The following is a 16,599-nucleotide window of genomic DNA, read 5'->3' on the forward strand; positions in this document are numbered from 1 at the left end:
TGGCGCTGGACTAAACAAAGGCCCCCTTTTAGGGGGCTCACACAAAGCCACCTTCTTTAGAAGGTGGTAATTTACTTATGTGATTGATTTGAATCTTAGGGAATTAACCTTGTTGTGTACTGCCTTGGCAGACCTGTTTTTGCACTGCTGGTGGCGCAGGCTCGTAATGGCTTAAGGTCATACTAAAGCTGCCTTCACCACCAGTGATAGAGCGTAATCGACGAGCGTAATCTTGCAGCTCGTTTACAGGTGACTTGGCTCTGAGTAAGGTGAAGCTGCTGTCGATTGGCTCGGTGCCTTCGATTAAGCCTCGGTTTCCAGATAAATCTCCAGAAACATCGCCAACGTTCGCGGTTGGGATGTGCAGTTCCATCTGGACAATGGGTTCTAGCACAATAGGATCTGCGTTGTTAATCGCATCTAAAAAGGCTTTCTTACCTGCGATGACAAACGCAATTTCTTTCGAATCGACGGAGTGATATTTACCGTCATAAACGGTGACTTCCACATCCTTAATTGGGTTGCCAGAAATCGCGCCTTCCTCTAACGCTTGCAAAATACCTTTTTCTACAGCAGGAATGAGCGCGGTTGGAATGGCGCCACCCACCACTTTGTTGATGAACTTAAATCCGGCACCACGTTCGAGTGGACGAACCTTCAATTGCACTTCACCAAACTGGCCTGCACCGCCACTTTGTTTTTTGTGTCGATAATGCCCTTCGGCAGGTTTGGTGATGGTTTCAAAGTATTCGACGCTTGGTTGGCAGGTTTCGACGTCCAGTTTGTACACGTTCGCCATCTTTTCTAATGCGACTTTGAGGTGAAACTCCCCTTGGCCGCTGATGATGGTTTCGTTGGTGCGAGCGCGATGTTCGATGCGCAGCGAAGGATCTTCACTGGCAATTTTATTCAGCACATCTCCTAATTTTTGCTCATCTCCACGCTTAAGAGGCTTCAAGCACAAAGAATACATGGAGTCAGGAAGGTCCAACGTTTTGAGTTGAACTCCATCTTCTTCGTGAGAGTCATGAACGATTGAATCGAATTCGAGATCATCCACTTTGGCTAAAACGCAGAAGTCGCCTGCAAGCGCGCGAGGGATCTCGGTTCTATCTTTGCCCTGCAGTTGATATAAGTGCCCAACTTTAAATGCCTTGTTGCTTTCGCCAATATAAAGCTGGCTGCCCGCATTGATTTCACCCTGATACACACGTAAGTAGGCAAGTTTTCCCATATATGGGTCGACGCTGACTTTGTACACGTGTGCGACGGTGTGCTCTAAGGTTTCGCAATTTACTTTGATTTTTTTGCCGTTCTTTTCCAGTAGAGGAGGGTTACCCTCGTTTGGCATGGGCATGATCTCCGCCAAGGTGCGTAGCAGCAGCTCGACGCCCGCGCCGGTTTGTGCTGAGACAAAACAGACCGGAATCACATGTCCAGTTCTCAGTGCTTCTTCAAACGGATCATGCAGTTGCTCTGCGGTGAGTTCGGAGCCTTGTTCCAGATACAGTTCCATTAGTTCTTCATCGACTTCGATAACTTGGTCAATCAAGGTCTCATGAGCTTCATCTACCGTCGTAAGTAAGGTTTCTCGTCCCAATTCTGGTTCGAAATAGCAGTCAACTACAGATTCCCCGTCAGCCGAAGGTAAGTTGATCGGCAAGCAGTGGTCACCAAAATGCTCAACGATGTTCTCCATCAATCTTTCTAACTGATTACCGTGGTTATCGAGCTTATTGATGATGATCATCTGACATTTTTGCTGCTCTTTAGCAAAGGTGAATAAGCGATCGGAAGTTTGGTTAAGTGGGGTTTGAGGGTCGATGACAAGGGCAGATGTTTCAACGGCAGGAAAAACGCTGATAGTACGGCCAAGTAACTCGTTTTGTCCCGGAGTATCGATGATATTGAGCCGGTGTTTATTCCAGCGCAGTGCGACTGGCGTTGCTTCAATACTGTGTTGATATTGGATGGATTGAGGGTCGAAGTCGGTAACGGTATCGCCTTTTTCTACGCTGCCTAAATGGTGCGTGGCATCGCAGGTGAAGAGCAGTTTTTCTATCAGCGTGGTTTTACCGGTCCCGGTTTGGCCGACAAAAGCGATATTGCGTATTTTGTTGATAGGCATAGAGCCTCCTTGCAAGATGGCGTGAAAAACCTACGAATTGCTAGGAAGTGGGTTGTTATAGAAACCCACGCACTGCATTGGAGTAGGGCGGGATTACCGCCTATTCGTTTTCCACGTCATTTTCCGGATGACTCGATGCATAAGACCACCTTCTTGGACTACTGGAATCTTAGCATGCCTCAATAACCATATAATTTATGTGACTTATTTCATGATGGGGCTGATTGTTTTTTAATCGAGATCATAAACTCAGAGGTTCTGACTTTTGGAGCAAAACCTCTGGATTTTTTAGGCTATTTGGAAAGAACGATTTCGCCGTCGCGATAAACCAAGCTTGGCGTTACATCTTGTCCGAGCAACACCGGGCCATCAAGATCGACAACGCTTGCCTGAGCAGCAATGGGTAAGGCAGCGCGCATCGCAAGCGACGTCCCCAACATACAACCGGACATGAGGCTAAAACCGAGTTTTTGGGCGTCGTCGGCTAATAATAGTGCTTCAGTGAGCCCGCCAGTTTTATCTAGCTTAATATTCACCATTTCATATTTTCCAACCAGCTGATGTAATTGCTCTCTGGTGTGACAACTTTCATCGGCGCAAAGTGGAATGGGGTGCGGAATGCTGGCGAGTACGTCATCGCAGTCTTGTGGCAACGGTTGTTCGATCATGGTGATGTCTAGCGGTTCGAGTTGAGCAAATACCGTCGCGAGGTCGAGGCTTTGCCATGCTTCATTCGCATCTAAAACAATTTGCGCGTGCGGCGCAGCATCGCGTACTGCGGCAACGCGATCAAGCACGTGTTCACCATCCAGTTTTACCTTAAGCAGTTTTGCGCCTTGGCTAAGGTAATCCTGCGCCTGTTTTGCCATCGCTTGCGGCGTGTCGATAGAAACCGTCATCGCCGTCACAATCGCCTCTGGTAACGTAAAGAGGTCGTGAACCTGTTGCTTGTGGCTCAAAAGCGCGTGAAGATGCCAAAGGGCGCAATCCAATGCATTTCTTGCCGCCCCCGTGGGCAATAACGATTGAAGCTGGCTTTTGAGAACCATGACATCAGCTTCGCCTTTGGCATACAAACTTTGCAGTTCATGTGCGGCGTGAGAAATCGCCTTAATCACCGATTCAACCGATTCACCATAACGAGGGTATGGCGTGCATTCACCTTGGGCGGTCATGCCTCGATGTTCAATTGTCACTCGGACTACGTGGCACTCTGTCCGACTGCCGCGAGAGATGCGAAATGGTGTCGCCATGGCAATCGTGACAGGTTCTACATGAATTTTCATCTCACTAGTTTTCCCTAAACCGCAGTTATTTTCTAAACCGTAAATGTTTCTTAAATCGTAAGGAGCCTATCTGCAACCGCATCAACGCCAAAACGTACAGGGTCGGTGACGGGCACTTGGTATTTGTCGCTCCAATCCTGGCATAACTGGGCAGCATCTTCTTCGCTGAGCGCCGAAGTGTTTAAGCAAATACCCACTAATTGAGCGTTTGGATTTGTTAGGCGAGCAGCGGCCAGATTCGCTTCTATCGTTTGTTCAATGGTTGGCAAGCTCGCATGTGGTAAGTTGCGGATGTGCGGGCGACCAATCTCATGGCACAGTATCAGAGCGTCAGCTTGTGCGCCGTGAAGTAAGCCCAAACTTACGCCAGCAAACGAAGGGTTAAATAACGAACCTTGCCCTTCGATGATGTCCCAATCGTGATCGGTGAACTCAGGGCTGATCGTTTCTACTGCGCCGGAGATAAAATCGGCAACTACGGCATCAATTGAAATGCCACTGCCTGCGATGAGAATTCCAGTTTGACCCGTTGCTTTGAACTCTGCGCGACAGTTTTTACGCTTTAATGTGTGCTCAATGGCGAGGGCAGAGTACATTTTGCCAACGGAGCAATCTGTTCCTACAGTAAGTACTCGCTTGCCTGCGCGAGCTTTGCCATTGCCGACCTTGAGCGGGGCATCATAATGGCGAACATCATACAGTTTGGTTAATCCGCGTTGTTCTAGATCGGCAAGAGGAGAAAGTTCCGCCAAACGTTGGTGCATGCCCGATGCAATTTCAAATCCCATCTCTGCCGCTTCAAGTAAGGTTGCTTGCCAAGCTTCGGGAATGACGCCTCCTGGATTTGCCGTGCCGAGCACCAGCGTTTTTGCTCCTTGCTGCTGCGCTTGTTGTAGTGTCATGTCGGTTAAACCAAGCGATACGGTTTCTGGCGTCAGGCGGATTTGGCCAAGACAAATCTCAGGTCGCCATTGGTATATGCCACGCGCGGTTTTTGCTGCGAGTGGATCGGTTACATCGCCAAGAAAGAGTAGGTAAGGTTGAGCAATTTGCATGATGGTTCCCTTCGTCATCGTTATTGCTCATTAATGTAGCCAGACTGATTTAGGAAACCGAATGCTTATTTGTTAGGCAGGTATAACTTCAGGTTATACCTTTAACCCATCTGTTGTTTTAGGGCGGTGATAAATTGCTTTGTCGCAATGGATTGAGGTGTGTGCTCTGCGAATAAAATAGAGACGGAGAAGGACATATTTGGCTCCAAAGCATGCACGGAAACGGCATTATCTTGGCGATATTGTTTTGCAGTCCAAGGGTCTACAATTGCGAATCCTGCTTCGTTTTTCACCAGTTCAGCCGCCGCGGAGTAGCTGCGGACGGTGATGGCATGTTGATAATGCTCGTCACGCGCTGATAAGGTTTGATGCAGCAATAGACCCAAAGGGTCTCGGCTATCTAAACCGATAATGAGTAAATCGTGACTGATGAGTTCTTCTAAAGTGACGGTTTTTTCTGTGGGTATCGCTGCGCTTTTAGGGGCAATTAGCGCCAAGTTTTCTTTTAATAACATGTGTCCCATGATCGCTGGTGGCGTTTCTTCACCGAACGCAATGGCGACATCCAATTCATGTTTCAGTAAACCTGAGCACAGCTCATCGCGATTGGCCGTTAAGAGCTCAAAGGAGATGCCGTGCTCTTTCGACAGCAACGCGACAGTCGGCGCTAACAAGTGTGCGGCCAAAACAGGCGGGGCACCGACTCGTAAATGTTGAGTTCCCTGTTTGACTTTGTTGGTCAGAGAGCGAAATTGTCCGAGTTGTTGATAGACTTTTTCAGCCTCTGGCAATAAGGCTTTGGCTTCTTGAGTGGGAACGAGACGCCCCTTTACACGCTCAAATAAAGCGAAGCTCAGTTGTTGTTCTGTATGGGCGAGAACTCGAGTTACATTGGGCTGGGAAACGTGTAGTAAGCGAGCCGCACCAGACACCGTTCCTGCTTGCATAATGGCGTAAAAGACTTCTAATTGCCTTAAATTCACTGCGAATTCCTTCTGCTCATGTTGGTCACCTCAGAATACCCAACCTTGCTGATAAGCGATAGAGGTAAAAGTGCTGGCGTAAAAAATAGGAAGACGATGTTGGTTGCCTTCCTATCTCGCTTTTTCAATTTCTCAACTTCTCAATTTCTATGCTTCACTTTGCTGCTGCATGAAGGGGCAGGTCGTTAAACGGCTCGACGTCTCGACTGAGTAATCCCATCAAAATCACTGCTAACACCATGACAGCAGCTGCGATTGCAAAACCGTATTGTGTTAGTTCGTAATGACTCAACATTGCAATCAGGACGTAACTGAGAGATTGAATGGTGGTGGCAAACATGCTGATGCCGCCATCGACGCGACCTCGTTGATGAACCGCTACGGTGTGATGCATCCAGTTGACTCTCGCAATGCGATTTAGCGCGTTAAATACGCCAAACAGCGCCGTAAACAATAAGATGGTCAGCGGGCTCATCGCAAAACTCATCCCGATAAGCGCAAAAGATACCATAACCATCGAAGCGAACATAATGTGGCTATGGGAGGCACGGCTTAGCACTTTGGTGACAATAAAGCCGGTTAGCAACGAGCCGAGGCCAAAACTGATGTTGAACCCTGCAAACCAATCGCCAGAGATGCCTTGTTCAGAAAACCAAATCGGCACCAGTTTGCTCAAATACGTCAATGCAGGATAAGAGAGGCAAGAGAGCAGAATAAAGCCATAAAATCGGGGTTCGAGACGGAATATTTGTTTGCTCTCTTTGAGTTGCGCGATGAAAGCAACGGATTTTGACGCCCTTAATTGTTGGGTATAAGGCGTCAGAATATAGAACATCGCTGCTAACGCAGAGGCGCTGGCCGCAAACAAAGCAAACTCTTTCATACCCCACATTTCAAGCAAAACAATACCCAACGCGCCAGCTCCGAGGGTTGTGGATTGCATTACAATTTCTTGCTGACCCGAAATTTTCGCATACTCATGGTGCTGATAATTTTCTTGGGTGAAGGCGTTGTTGGTCGTCCATGCAAAATTACTCGAAACCCAATACACCAATTGCGCAAAAGCCAGCAACCAGTGTGACTCAAACCCTAACCAATAAGCAATGAACACCACCAAAGCCATACCCGATTGAATCCATTGATTGAGCACGAGTAGTACTTTGCGTGAATGTCGGTCAATTAAAGTGGAAAAGAAAGGCGTAGCCAGAAAAGAAATCGCGGTGCAGCTCAGAGAAACTAAAGCGACGAATGTACCCATGTTAGGTTCGGAAAGCATGACCCATGGCAGCGCCATCATGAATAAGCCAGAGGAAATGCTGTCGAAGAAGCGGCCAGCTAAGTACGGCTGAGTTTTATTTTTCATTATGTTTGCCTCTAACTCCCGATGAGTTTCAAAAGCTTGATGTCCAACTGTCTTGTGTTTAACAACCAAGTCGTTCGCGCTGAACACATTATCTTGAGATCGCCGGGGTTTAGCGTTAATTAAGATGGTGCAACTTTAAAACCTCAAGTAAGCTTGAGGTAAAGCATTTTTTTAACAAAATTGATACACAGGGAGTCAAGGATGGAAATCAGCGTAGGAGAAGTGGCAAAACGTTCTGGAGTGAAAGTATCTGCCCTACATTTTTACGAGCAAAAAGGACTGATTTCGAGTTGGAGAAATCAAGGTAATCAGCGTCGCTACCATCGCAGTGTGTTGCGCCGTGTTGCGGTGATCAAAGCAGCGCAGCAAGTTGGGTTGTCGTTAGAAGAAATTAAACATGCGTTAGATGAACTGCCGAAACACCAAGCCCCTAACAAAGCGCAATGGGAAGAAATGGCAAGCCATTGGCATGAACAGTTAGAACAAAAGATTCAAAAACTTAAAGCGTTGCAAAACGATTTAGGCGGATGCATTGGCTGCGGGTGCTTGTCGTTAGAAACCTGCGCACTGCGAAACCCAGAAGATGTATTAGGGAAAGACCACTCGGGGTCGAACTTAACGTTAGAAGAAGAGTAGCGATTATCTCTATTCTTTGTCGAAACTGTCGACTACGATCGCGCCCATCGAAGCAGGCATTGTGATGACGATAACGCGTTTTATCGCAACCAAAGGCTCATTCATGAGTGGCAGTTTATCAAGACAGAAAAGAACTAACGCTACCACAACGGCCGCAATGAGGTACGCGATAACCACACGAAAAATAAAGATGGATACGCGATTCTTGATGTGGCTTTGAAACACGCTTTGATACGCGAAAAAACTGAGGAAAATGACAGAAAGACTTAACAGCATGAGCAAGTTTGCCATTGGTAGGCTCTCACCCAATCGCCACGCTTCCTCCGAAAATGAGATCGGGACTGCTAGGGCAAAAGCGCCAACCAATACTTGGCTAGCGTCTTCTAGATTAAAGTGGCTGCTCATGCTGTTTATTCCATTATTCGCTTGCTAGATGTAAGAGCTTTTCAAAACGCTCATTACCGTGCAGCAATTCGAGGTCTCGTTCTTCGGCAAGTAAATCACGAATGGATGGGCTGTATTCAATTGCGCGTTCCAAGTCTTCAATAGCTTGCTCTTCGATACCAAGGCGAGAGTATGCACACGCGCGTTGATACAGTGCAGGGCCGTTGGTGTAATCGACTTCAAGTACGCGGTTACAAATGCTAAGTGCCCAATGGTATTCGTTGATTTCCATCGCTGCGTCGGCTTTGTACGTCAACGCTTCTAAATCACCTGGACGAATTAACAAGATTTCATCATAGATTTCGATACGTTGCTCTGGAGTTTGAGAGCTTTGTGCACGTAGCCATAAGTTATGGATCTCGTTGATTTTCTCAATTTCTTTGTTGTTTTCACTGATAATGCGAGTTTTGCGTTTTAAATCTCGCTCAAGGGCGACAAACTTTTTCTCGTATTCTTGGGCGATCTTCTCCAATCGTTTATCAGCCATCTCTTTGGTGTTGTGTTTAAACTCACGCAGAGATTGCCATCCGACAAAGGCAATCAGAGATGCGACACCAGCAATGATGTAGAAGAAGTATGTAACGGTCACGTTGGCATAGTTCAACGATTTATCTGCGACCGTTAGCTCGCGATCGGTGATCTCTGTGATCATTCGCTTTTCTAGGCTTTGATAGTCCTGACGCAGCGCTTTTAGTTCATCTAAAATATAGCGTTCCATTAATGGTCTATCTAACAGATCCGATTCTGAATACTTTTCCTCCGATGCCATTGTTGGCAAGGCAAGTATCAGCGAGAAAAAAATACCAATAAATAAGCGCATATAACGTCCTTTCACGAGAAGAGTACAGATAGACCATGCAACAATAGCAAATAGCACAAACGTTTAGCAAAGTTATTACAAAAGAAATAACAGTCGTCTTCGTAGAAGTCATATTCTTGTTGTTTTTCAGTTTGTTCCTGGTGGTTATTTGTTGTGATATCTTTTATCCTCCTTGCGAATTTATGATTAATGGAGTGAGCATGGACGCGCGAGCTAAGGATTACTTAGAACAATTCCTAGAATTATTATCACCAGAACAAAGGGAAGCTGTACCATCAGTCAGTGCTGACTATTATTGTGCCGATGAATACAACGCGAATGTATGCGCAGACTTGGTTCGTATTGGACAGAAAACTGCATCGTGCAGTTTGGAGCTTTGGTATCGAGAACATGGTGAAACCATGCCCCAAGTCGGTCATTTACAAGTAGTGACGAATTGGGATGGGGACCCGGTTTGCGTGATACGAATTACTGACGTAAGTACATGCAAATATGAGAATGTAACCGCAGAGTTTGCCTACGCAGAAGGCGAAGGTGATAGAACCTTAAACTGGTGGCGTGATGCTCATACTGCATTTTTTAAAGCTGAATGCGATGAGTTGAACATCGATTGGCATGAGAAACGTACGCTGGTTTTAGAGCGTTTTGAAGTGGTGTATCCCGTCAATTAATCTCTGATAGCAGCACTGATTTGAAGTGCTGCTTTCTTTACTGAGAGACCATTTTTAGCGCTTTCGAGCGGTCACACTAAACATGTGCCAATGTTTTTGGCTTCCTACTACAGTGGTCCCGTCTTCATCTCTTTCATGCAATGAAATGAGGTCGTAACCTTCGAATAAGCTTTCCACTTCCTTTTTTGTTAATGCGGTAATGTTTGGGTGCATTTCGGAGGTAACCCAGGAGTCTTTCACTCCCAAGAAATCGCCGCAGAAGATACCGCCCGGTTGTAATGCGCTGTCTATTTTTGTCCAGACTTGTTTGAAGCCTGTATCAGGGCAAAAGAACAAACTGGCATTTGCGATAACCAAGCTGCACTGAGGGTAATTAAATTCAGTAAAACAGCACTGCGAAACCGAAAATCGTTTATTACCTTCAAAGCGTGTTAAACAAGTTTTTACTGCATCTTCATTGCTATCACATGCGTGAACCTTAAATCCCTGTTCGAGTAGAAAGTGGCTGTCTCGACCTATTCCGCAGCCAATATCAAGAGCGACTTTGCCTTCTATCTTAAGTTGGTTTACGGCATTTTCCACGTTTGGGCGGTGAGGTTGGCTTAAAATTTTCTGATAGTATTCATTCCATTGCGCTGGCATTGAACTTCCTTATGTTGGTTGTGTCCCCTGCCCAAAACTAGCGTCCATTTTGTTTTGCTTGACTGGGGAGGTTTGCAGTATTGGCAGCTGTTATAGCTGATCTTCAATCGGTAATATTCCGGAGAACCAAGCGCCCATTTTTCGCCATACTCCTGCTTCTGGTTCGGAGTCGTATTCTTCGCCTGTTTTTACGTCGGTCCAGACAATGTCCCCGTCGCGCAGAGTTAAGGCATAGGCGTTACTCGACAGTTGATTCGGCAGTTGCTCCAGAAACATTTGCACATATTCTGGCTGTTCGATAACAACGGCCATTTCGGTATTCAAAGCGGCCGAACGTGGGTCCCAGTTCATCGAACCAACGAAAAGTGTTTTGTTATCAATCGTCATTGCTTTAGCGTGTAAACTTGCTCTGCTACTCCCCGTGAGGCTCCACTTACTTTTGAGTTTTGCGCTCGCTTTTACTTCCCAAAGCTTGATTCCAGCTTCGAGTAGATCTTTTCGATATTTTGCGTACCAACCATGCACGGCAAACACATCGTTAGACGCGAGGCTATTGGTCACAATCGTGATATCAACGCCTCGCTTGGCCGCGTTACTTAATGCTTGAGTACCTACTTCAGTTGGAACGAAATAGGGAGAGATGAGCACAAATGAATCCTCAACACTTTTAACCAGCTCCGTTAAATTATCAATAAGTTGGCTCTCTCGGGTCGCGACTTTATCGGGCAGATCAAACCATACTTTCGCTTCTCCCCAGTAGAGCTTGAGTTTGCCTTGTTTTAGATCTTGGTACATATCCAGTTGAGTGAAGTCATAGCGGCCGGTTGAAAACTTTTCCTCTAACCGGAGTTTATTGACCTGCTTTTGAATCGCTTGGTCGGTAATTTGCTGTGAATTCGGTGTAATCCATTCCATTGGTATCGAATAGGCGCTATTCCAGTAGAGGTCGAACTGATCGGCAGTTTGTTGTACCGCCTCACCATAGAGCAGAAGATCAAAATCACCAAACTCAACTTGCGATTCAAAAGAGAAGTATTCATTGCCGATATTTCTACCTCCGACAATGGCGGAAACACTGTCTGCAATCAGAGACTTATTGTGCATACGACGATTAAGACGTTCAAAATCGCTAGCAAGAGCGAACCAACGGGAGTCGCGATACTGATGCGGGTTAAATAAGCGGATTTCTATATTAGGATGTGCATTGAGGGCAGCCATCACATCGTCGTTTCGCTTTTGCATATCGTCAAGCAACAGCCTTACTCGAACACCACGCTTTGCCGCTTCATACAAGCGCCACGTTATTAGCTGACTCGTTTCGTCACCACGGTAAATATAGTATTGAAGATCAAGGCTTTTCTGGGCGGACTCGATCAAAGAGGTTCGAGCAAGAAGGGCATCGTGTCCCTGATTTAACGGTGCAAAGCCAGTTATGGACTTAGGGTCTCTCCCGTAAGCTTCAAAGTACTGCGCAAGAACAGAATCCTTTTGATAACCGAGCTGAAAGCTGGTGGACTTTTCACTGGCGTCATTCAACGATACGGATGAGCATGCCGATAAAATAGTGAGCAGCGAGGGGAAGAGCAACTTGGCGAGCGTTTGTAACAAAGCACATTTCCTTGTCTTACAGAGTGTTACCTACTCCAAATTATAGACTTAAGCTGACGCCACATGCACCCAGAACCGTTTGATAACGAGCGATTAATCAATGAATTGCCATAGAGCCTGCACTAAGTTCAACTTTTAGAGCGCAGATAATCATTTATTTTAATTATCATTATGGCCGTATTGGTCATAATCACTAATATCTGGTGATTATGACCAATAGCACACTGGATAAAATAATGCTTTTTATATAACCATATGATTTCTAATAAATAAATGCTTGGCATGTCATTTGCTGTTTAGAATAAAAGTTAAGTCAGAGCAACTTGCGCAGTTGGTTAATTTTTTGTTAATTTTATTAACTTTGAATTGGCAATAACTATCTAGTTCGCTGCTTAAAAGACTAGGCAAGTGCCGCTTTGATGTTTATTCAAATTCAATTCTCTCACCACCATGCTTACCGGGAGCAATGGACTGAATAAAAGTGTGGTGTTGAAAACAACAATAAAAAAGGATTTTCGATGTTAGCAAAACCCATATTACGTTGGCTTTTACCCTTCGTCGTCGTTGGAGGCTCTTATGCAGGATATGCTGCAATTGCCGCAACTGCGCCGGAAAAAGAGTCAACCAAAGATGCAATTACAGAACCTACTGTTCAGGCTTCTTCTCTTTTTCCTACCGATCACAAAGTGGTGATTACCAGTCACGGTGAATTAGTCCCTTTTGAAAAAACACACCTTTCCGCGCAAGTTAGTGGTGAAGTTAAAAGTTGGCACCCGAATTTTGTGACGGGTGGCATCGTAAAACGAGGAGAGGTTCTTTTCACAATTGAAAGTGACAACTATGAAGCGTCGGTTTTACAAGCTGAAGCCGATTTAGCTAGTGCACGCGCAAACTTGATTGAGGAACAAGCGAAAGCCGAAGTGGCAAAACGTCAGGCAAAGAGACTGAGCGATAAGCAAGTGACGGATCTGTATTTACGCAAGCCTCACGTTTTGAGCGCACAAGCGCAAGTGAAGTCGGCTCAAGCGGCACTCAAACGAGCAAAAAGAGAGTTAGAAAATTGCAAAGTAGTTGCACCTTACGATGCGCTGGTTGTTGAGCGTGATATTGGTGTTGGTCAATTTGTTACATCTGGTTCTCGAGTTGCCACGTTAAACAACATCGAAGTGGCAGAGGTGCACGTACCCATTGCCGGTTTTGATAGTGCATTTTTACCCGAATCCATTGGTGAACTCACTGCGACAGTGACGCAGCAAGGTGTGTTTTCTACCACTAGAGAAGGTCGAGTAGTTCGTGATCTAGGCATGATTGATAGCGCTACCCGAATGATTAACATGGTCATTCAAATCGCGGACCCATACGGTGTCGATAACCAGCAGCCTCCAATTAAATTCGGCTCCTACGTTGAAGTGAGCTTCACTGGTAAGGAACTTAAGCACATCTACCGCTTGCCACAGGAATTAGTTAAAAACCGTACCGTGTGGGTGGTGAATGGCGATAATCAACTTCAACCCAGAACTGTCACGGTTTTGAGAGCAGAAGGTGAGTTTTTGCTGGTGGGCGAAGGCTTAGAGCAAAGTGATAAGTTGGTACTGACCTTACCAGAGTACCCTCAAAAAGGCATGGCGGTACAAATCGCAAAAAAGAGTGACGACTCCGAAACCGTCGTACAGTAAGTAGGAGTTTGTCATGGAAGATACTAAACAAAAGGGCTTAATTGCCTATTTTGCGAATAACCCCGTCGCTGCCAACCTTTTGATGGTGTTCATCATTATCATGGGTGTGGTGAGTTTTCTCTTTATTCAAAGGCAGATGTTTCCGAATATTGAGGTGAACTACATTGATGTTCGTGCGGCTTATCCTGGCGCTTCTCCTCAAGAGATAGAAGAGAGTATTCTCGTTAAGGTCGAGGAATCGATTAAAGACGTCACCGGGATTAAAAAAGCAGTCTCAACGGCCTCTAGAGGTAGCGCGTATGTTTCTATCGAGGTAGACGTTAATGCCGATATCAAGCGTGTCTTAGATGATGTAAATCAACGTATTGATACCTTGTCTAACTTACCAGCGGGTATGGAACCAATCAATGTTTACCAAGTTGAATGGCGCCAAGATGTAATCGAAATGGGATTAGTCGGGGACCGACCGCTCGAGGAGCTTAAACCGATTGCTAAGCAAATCGAAGATGAATTACTTCAGTTAGAAAACGTCATGCTGGTGTATCTGAGTGCGCCAGAAGAAGAAATAGCGATTGAAGTTGACCCACTTGTTCTTCGTAAATACGACCTGACGTTGAGCGATATCAGCAGCGCGATCAGCCGTTACTCAGCCAACTTTTCTGCGGGCGAAGTAAAAACAAACTCAGGGATGATTGCAGTAAGGATTGAAAACCAATACTACCGTGGTGATGAGTTTAGAAATATTCCTGTAAAGCTTGGCGCAAATGGTGCAAAGGTTCTGTTGCAAGATATTGCCACAATAAAAGATGGCTTTACGGAAGAAGAGCGCTACTTTGAATACTCAGGTCAAAATGCGATCTACATGTCTGTTGAAGCAACTCGTGATCAGAACATTATCCCTGTTGCACAGTCCGTTCGTAATTATATTGAAGCAAAAAACAAGACATTGCCGCAGGATGTTAAGCTCAAAGTCTTGGTTGATACGACTTATTATTTAAATGGGCGTCTCGACATGATGTTGAAAAACTTGCTGCAAGGCGCTGCATTAGTCGCGATTATGCTGACCATTTTCCTACGTTTCCGCTTGGCTATGTGGGTAATGATCGGCTTACCAGTGTGTTTCCTTGGTGCGGTGATGATGATGCCAGCTTTGGGTATTACAGTGAACATCGTCTCGCTGTTCGCTTTCATCATGGTGCTCGGTATTGTAGTTGATGACGCCATCGTGATGGGAGAGAGCGCTTACAGCGAAATTGAAGAAAAAGGCGGTGGCGTCGAAAACGTGGTTCGTGGTGTAAAACGTGTTGCCACACCAGCCACTTTCGGTGTGTTAACCACAATTGCGGTGTTTGCCCCTTTCTTGTTGTCTAGCGGTATTGATAGTGCCTTCTTTTATGGTATCGCGGGGGTCGTGATTCTTTGTTTGATCTTCAGTTTGATTGAATCAAAGTTGATCCTACCAGCGCACTTGGCGCATACCCATTTTAAGCCAGTTAAACCAGGTGGCTGGCGTGACCGATTTAACCAACGTTTTTTTGGTTTTGTAAATGGTCCATATCGTAACTTTGTAACAACATGCACCCATTGGCGCTGGACAGTGTTTGCGGTGTTCTGTGGTTTACTGCTGATCAGCGCGGCTTTGATCAACGCGAATTATGTTCGGGTGATCCCTAACCCTAAAGTGCCGACTGACTATCCTGCGATCACTATTGAAATGAATGATACCGTTTCAAGTGAGCAGACAATCAGTGCACTCAAGACTATTGAACGTGTCATGCAAAAGATCGAATCTGAGACCATTGCAGAACATGGTCAAGGAATGATTCGTGATGTGCTGTCGTACAACAGAAGCCGCACCGAAGGTCGTGTATTAGTACCTCTGGTTGATGAAGAGTTACGCCCGTTCAATACATTTGAACTGGCTCGACGTTGGCGTGAAGCTATGCCTGTTATTCCAGGTATGAAGAGCATCAAAATCCGCGAGCAGAGTGCGGGTGGTGGTGACAGGGATGAGTTTGGCTACTTGTTGTTTGGTTCTAACATCAATGAGCTCAACGAGGCTGGGCGTTACTTGATAGAGCGTTTACAGCAGGAAGAAGGGTTATATGATATTTCATCTTCTATTGATTCTGGAAGCAAAGAAGTACTCCTGTCTCTTGCGCCTGTAGCGTACGATCTCGGTCTGGATCTTACCATGATCGCAGAGCAAGTTGGTGGCAGCTTTTATGGTGGCGAAGCACAGCGCATTATTCGTGATGGTGAAGAAATTAAAGTTATGGTGCGTTACCCGCAATTGACGCGTGAAGCATTCTCATCATTGCGTTACGCTGTGATTACCACACCAGCAGGTAAGAAGGTCATGCTAGGTGATGTGGTGAAGATCAACGAGCAGCCGGGCGTGAGTAGCATTCGACGTGAAGGCGGGTATCAAACCGTTTATGTCTATGGTTCGATAGACGAAGAATTGGTTGAACCTCAAGAAATCGTGAAGGTCATTGACGACAATATCTTACCGGATATGAAGCAAGCGTTCTCGAGTGTGAAAACAGAATTGGGTGGTGATATTGAAGAGCAGGCTGCGCAGCGTAATGAACAGATTTTGTTCTTTATTGCAGGCATGATCATCGTCTACATCTTGTTAGCTGTACCGTTAAAAAGTTATACCCAACCTTTGATTGTAATGTCCGTCATTCCGTTTAGTCTGACGGGGGCGATTTGGGGCCATTTCTGGCTAGGTTTAGACATCAGTATGATGTCGACATTTGGTTTGATCGCCGCTGCTGGCGTGGTTATCAACGACTCTCTGGTTATGACAGATTACGTAAACCAAGTGAGAGAAAAGGGTATGAACATCAAACAAGCGGTTGTTGAGGCGGGTTGTGCTCGTTTTCGAGCTATCACGCTCACCTCAATAACGACGTTTGCGGGTGTATTGCCGATAATGTTTGAAACGAGTTTGCAGGCGCGTTTTGTCATACCGATGGCTGTCGCTTTGGGCTTTGCGGTGTTGTACGCAACGGTTCTGACTTTAGTGTTGGTGCCTTGTTTGTATTTAATGCTTGAAGATATGAAAAATATTTTCAGATCGATTAAGAGGTTTATCCATCGTTTGATTAATCGTTTCAGAAAGTCGCCAGTGACGTCGAGCGTTGAAGCAAGCGTATCGAGTTAACAAGCTTGATGTTAACGATTAGGAGCAGCCTTCGGGCTGCTTTTTTGTTTTCAGCCCTAAACCACCTACTTCAGTAGGTGGTTATCATCCGTTTCGGCTTTGCCTGTAAAACTAC

Annotated in this window: 13 protein-coding genes; 4 read left to right on the forward strand and 9 right to left on the reverse strand. The window is 45.8% G+C overall.

Annotation, left to right across the window (positions count from 1 at the left end):
- Positions 1–103: 103 nt before the first annotated feature.
- The 5 genes from fusA to R7P36_RS24490 form a co-directional block, all read right to left on the reverse strand.
- A complete protein-coding gene (gene fusA, locus R7P36_RS24470; RefSeq protein ID WP_213900144.1) occupies positions 104–2,128 on the reverse strand; it encodes an elongation factor G in 2,025 nt (674 codons plus the stop codon).
- Positions 2,129–2,421: 293 nt separating this feature from the next.
- A complete protein-coding gene (gene dgcA, locus R7P36_RS24475; RefSeq protein ID WP_017819792.1) occupies positions 2,422–3,414 on the reverse strand; it encodes an N-acetyl-D-Glu racemase DgcA in 993 nt (330 codons plus the stop codon).
- Positions 3,415–3,464: 50 nt separating this feature from the next.
- Entirely contained in the window at positions 3,465–4,469 is a 1,005-nt protein-coding gene (gene dgcN / locus R7P36_RS24480) for an N-acetyltransferase DgcN (protein ID WP_005373907.1), read from the reverse strand.
- Between the two features lie 101 nt (positions 4,470–4,570).
- Positions 4,571–5,452, reverse strand: a complete 882-nt coding sequence (locus R7P36_RS24485) for a LysR family transcriptional regulator (RefSeq protein ID WP_017819793.1) — start codon at positions 5,450–5,452, stop codon at positions 4,571–4,573.
- Positions 5,453–5,606: 154 nt separating this feature from the next.
- A complete protein-coding gene (locus R7P36_RS24490) occupies positions 5,607–6,815 on the reverse strand; it encodes an MFS transporter (RefSeq protein WP_017635140.1) in 1,209 nt (402 codons plus the stop codon).
- 201 nt (positions 6,816–7,016) lie between these two features.
- Here R7P36_RS24490 and soxR point away from each other — a divergent pair, with 201 nt between their 5' ends.
- The gene (gene soxR / locus R7P36_RS24495; RefSeq protein ID WP_005373898.1) at positions 7,017–7,451 is read left to right on the forward strand and encodes a redox-sensitive transcriptional activator SoxR; all 435 of its coding nucleotides are present in this window, start codon (positions 7,017–7,019) and stop codon (positions 7,449–7,451) included.
- 9 nt (positions 7,452–7,460) lie between these two features.
- On the opposite strand, the gene R7P36_RS24500 is transcribed toward soxR, so the two are convergent.
- Positions 7,461–7,856, reverse strand: a complete 396-nt coding sequence (locus R7P36_RS24500; protein WP_005373896.1) for a DUF2391 family protein — start codon at positions 7,854–7,856, stop codon at positions 7,461–7,463.
- 13 nt (positions 7,857–7,869) lie between these two features.
- On the reverse strand, positions 7,870–8,715 hold the full coding sequence (locus tag R7P36_RS24505) for a tetratricopeptide repeat protein (RefSeq protein ID WP_005373890.1): 846 nt from the start codon (positions 8,713–8,715) through the stop codon (positions 7,870–7,872).
- A gap of 200 nt (positions 8,716–8,915) precedes the next feature.
- Here R7P36_RS24505 and R7P36_RS24510 point away from each other — a divergent pair, with 200 nt between their 5' ends.
- Positions 8,916–9,386 (forward strand): ASCH domain-containing protein, encoded by a 471-nt coding sequence (locus R7P36_RS24510; protein ID WP_017819794.1) that lies wholly within the window; start codon positions 8,916–8,918, stop codon positions 9,384–9,386.
- A 54-nt stretch (positions 9,387–9,440) separates the two neighbouring features.
- Here the strand turns inward: R7P36_RS24510 and R7P36_RS24515 are convergent, their stop codons facing one another.
- Together R7P36_RS24515 and R7P36_RS24520 are read right to left on the reverse strand one after the other, a co-directional pair.
- Entirely contained in the window at positions 9,441–10,028 is a 588-nt protein-coding gene (locus R7P36_RS24515) for a class I SAM-dependent methyltransferase (RefSeq protein WP_017819795.1), read from the reverse strand.
- A gap of 90 nt (positions 10,029–10,118) precedes the next feature.
- Positions 10,119–11,636 carry a phospholipase D family protein gene (locus R7P36_RS24520; RefSeq protein ID WP_017819796.1) on the reverse strand — a complete coding sequence of 506 codons (1,518 nt, stop codon included), beginning with the start codon at positions 11,634–11,636 and terminating at the stop codon, positions 10,119–10,121.
- A 518-nt stretch (positions 11,637–12,154) separates the two neighbouring features.
- Here R7P36_RS24520 and R7P36_RS24525 point away from each other — a divergent pair.
- Positions 12,155–13,312 (forward strand): efflux RND transporter periplasmic adaptor subunit, encoded by a 1,158-nt coding sequence (locus tag R7P36_RS24525; RefSeq protein ID WP_017819797.1) that lies wholly within the window; start codon positions 12,155–12,157, stop codon positions 13,310–13,312.
- A 13-nt stretch (positions 13,313–13,325) separates the two neighbouring features.
- On the forward strand, positions 13,326–16,484 hold the full coding sequence (locus R7P36_RS24530) for an efflux RND transporter permease subunit (RefSeq protein ID WP_021707692.1): 3,159 nt from the start codon (positions 13,326–13,328) through the stop codon (positions 16,482–16,484).
- Positions 16,485–16,599: the final 115 nt, after the last annotated feature.

The organism is Vibrio sp. 397, from assembly GCF_033339395.1.
Classification (GTDB): domain Bacteria; phylum Pseudomonadota; class Gammaproteobacteria; order Enterobacterales; family Vibrionaceae; genus Vibrio; species Vibrio alginolyticus.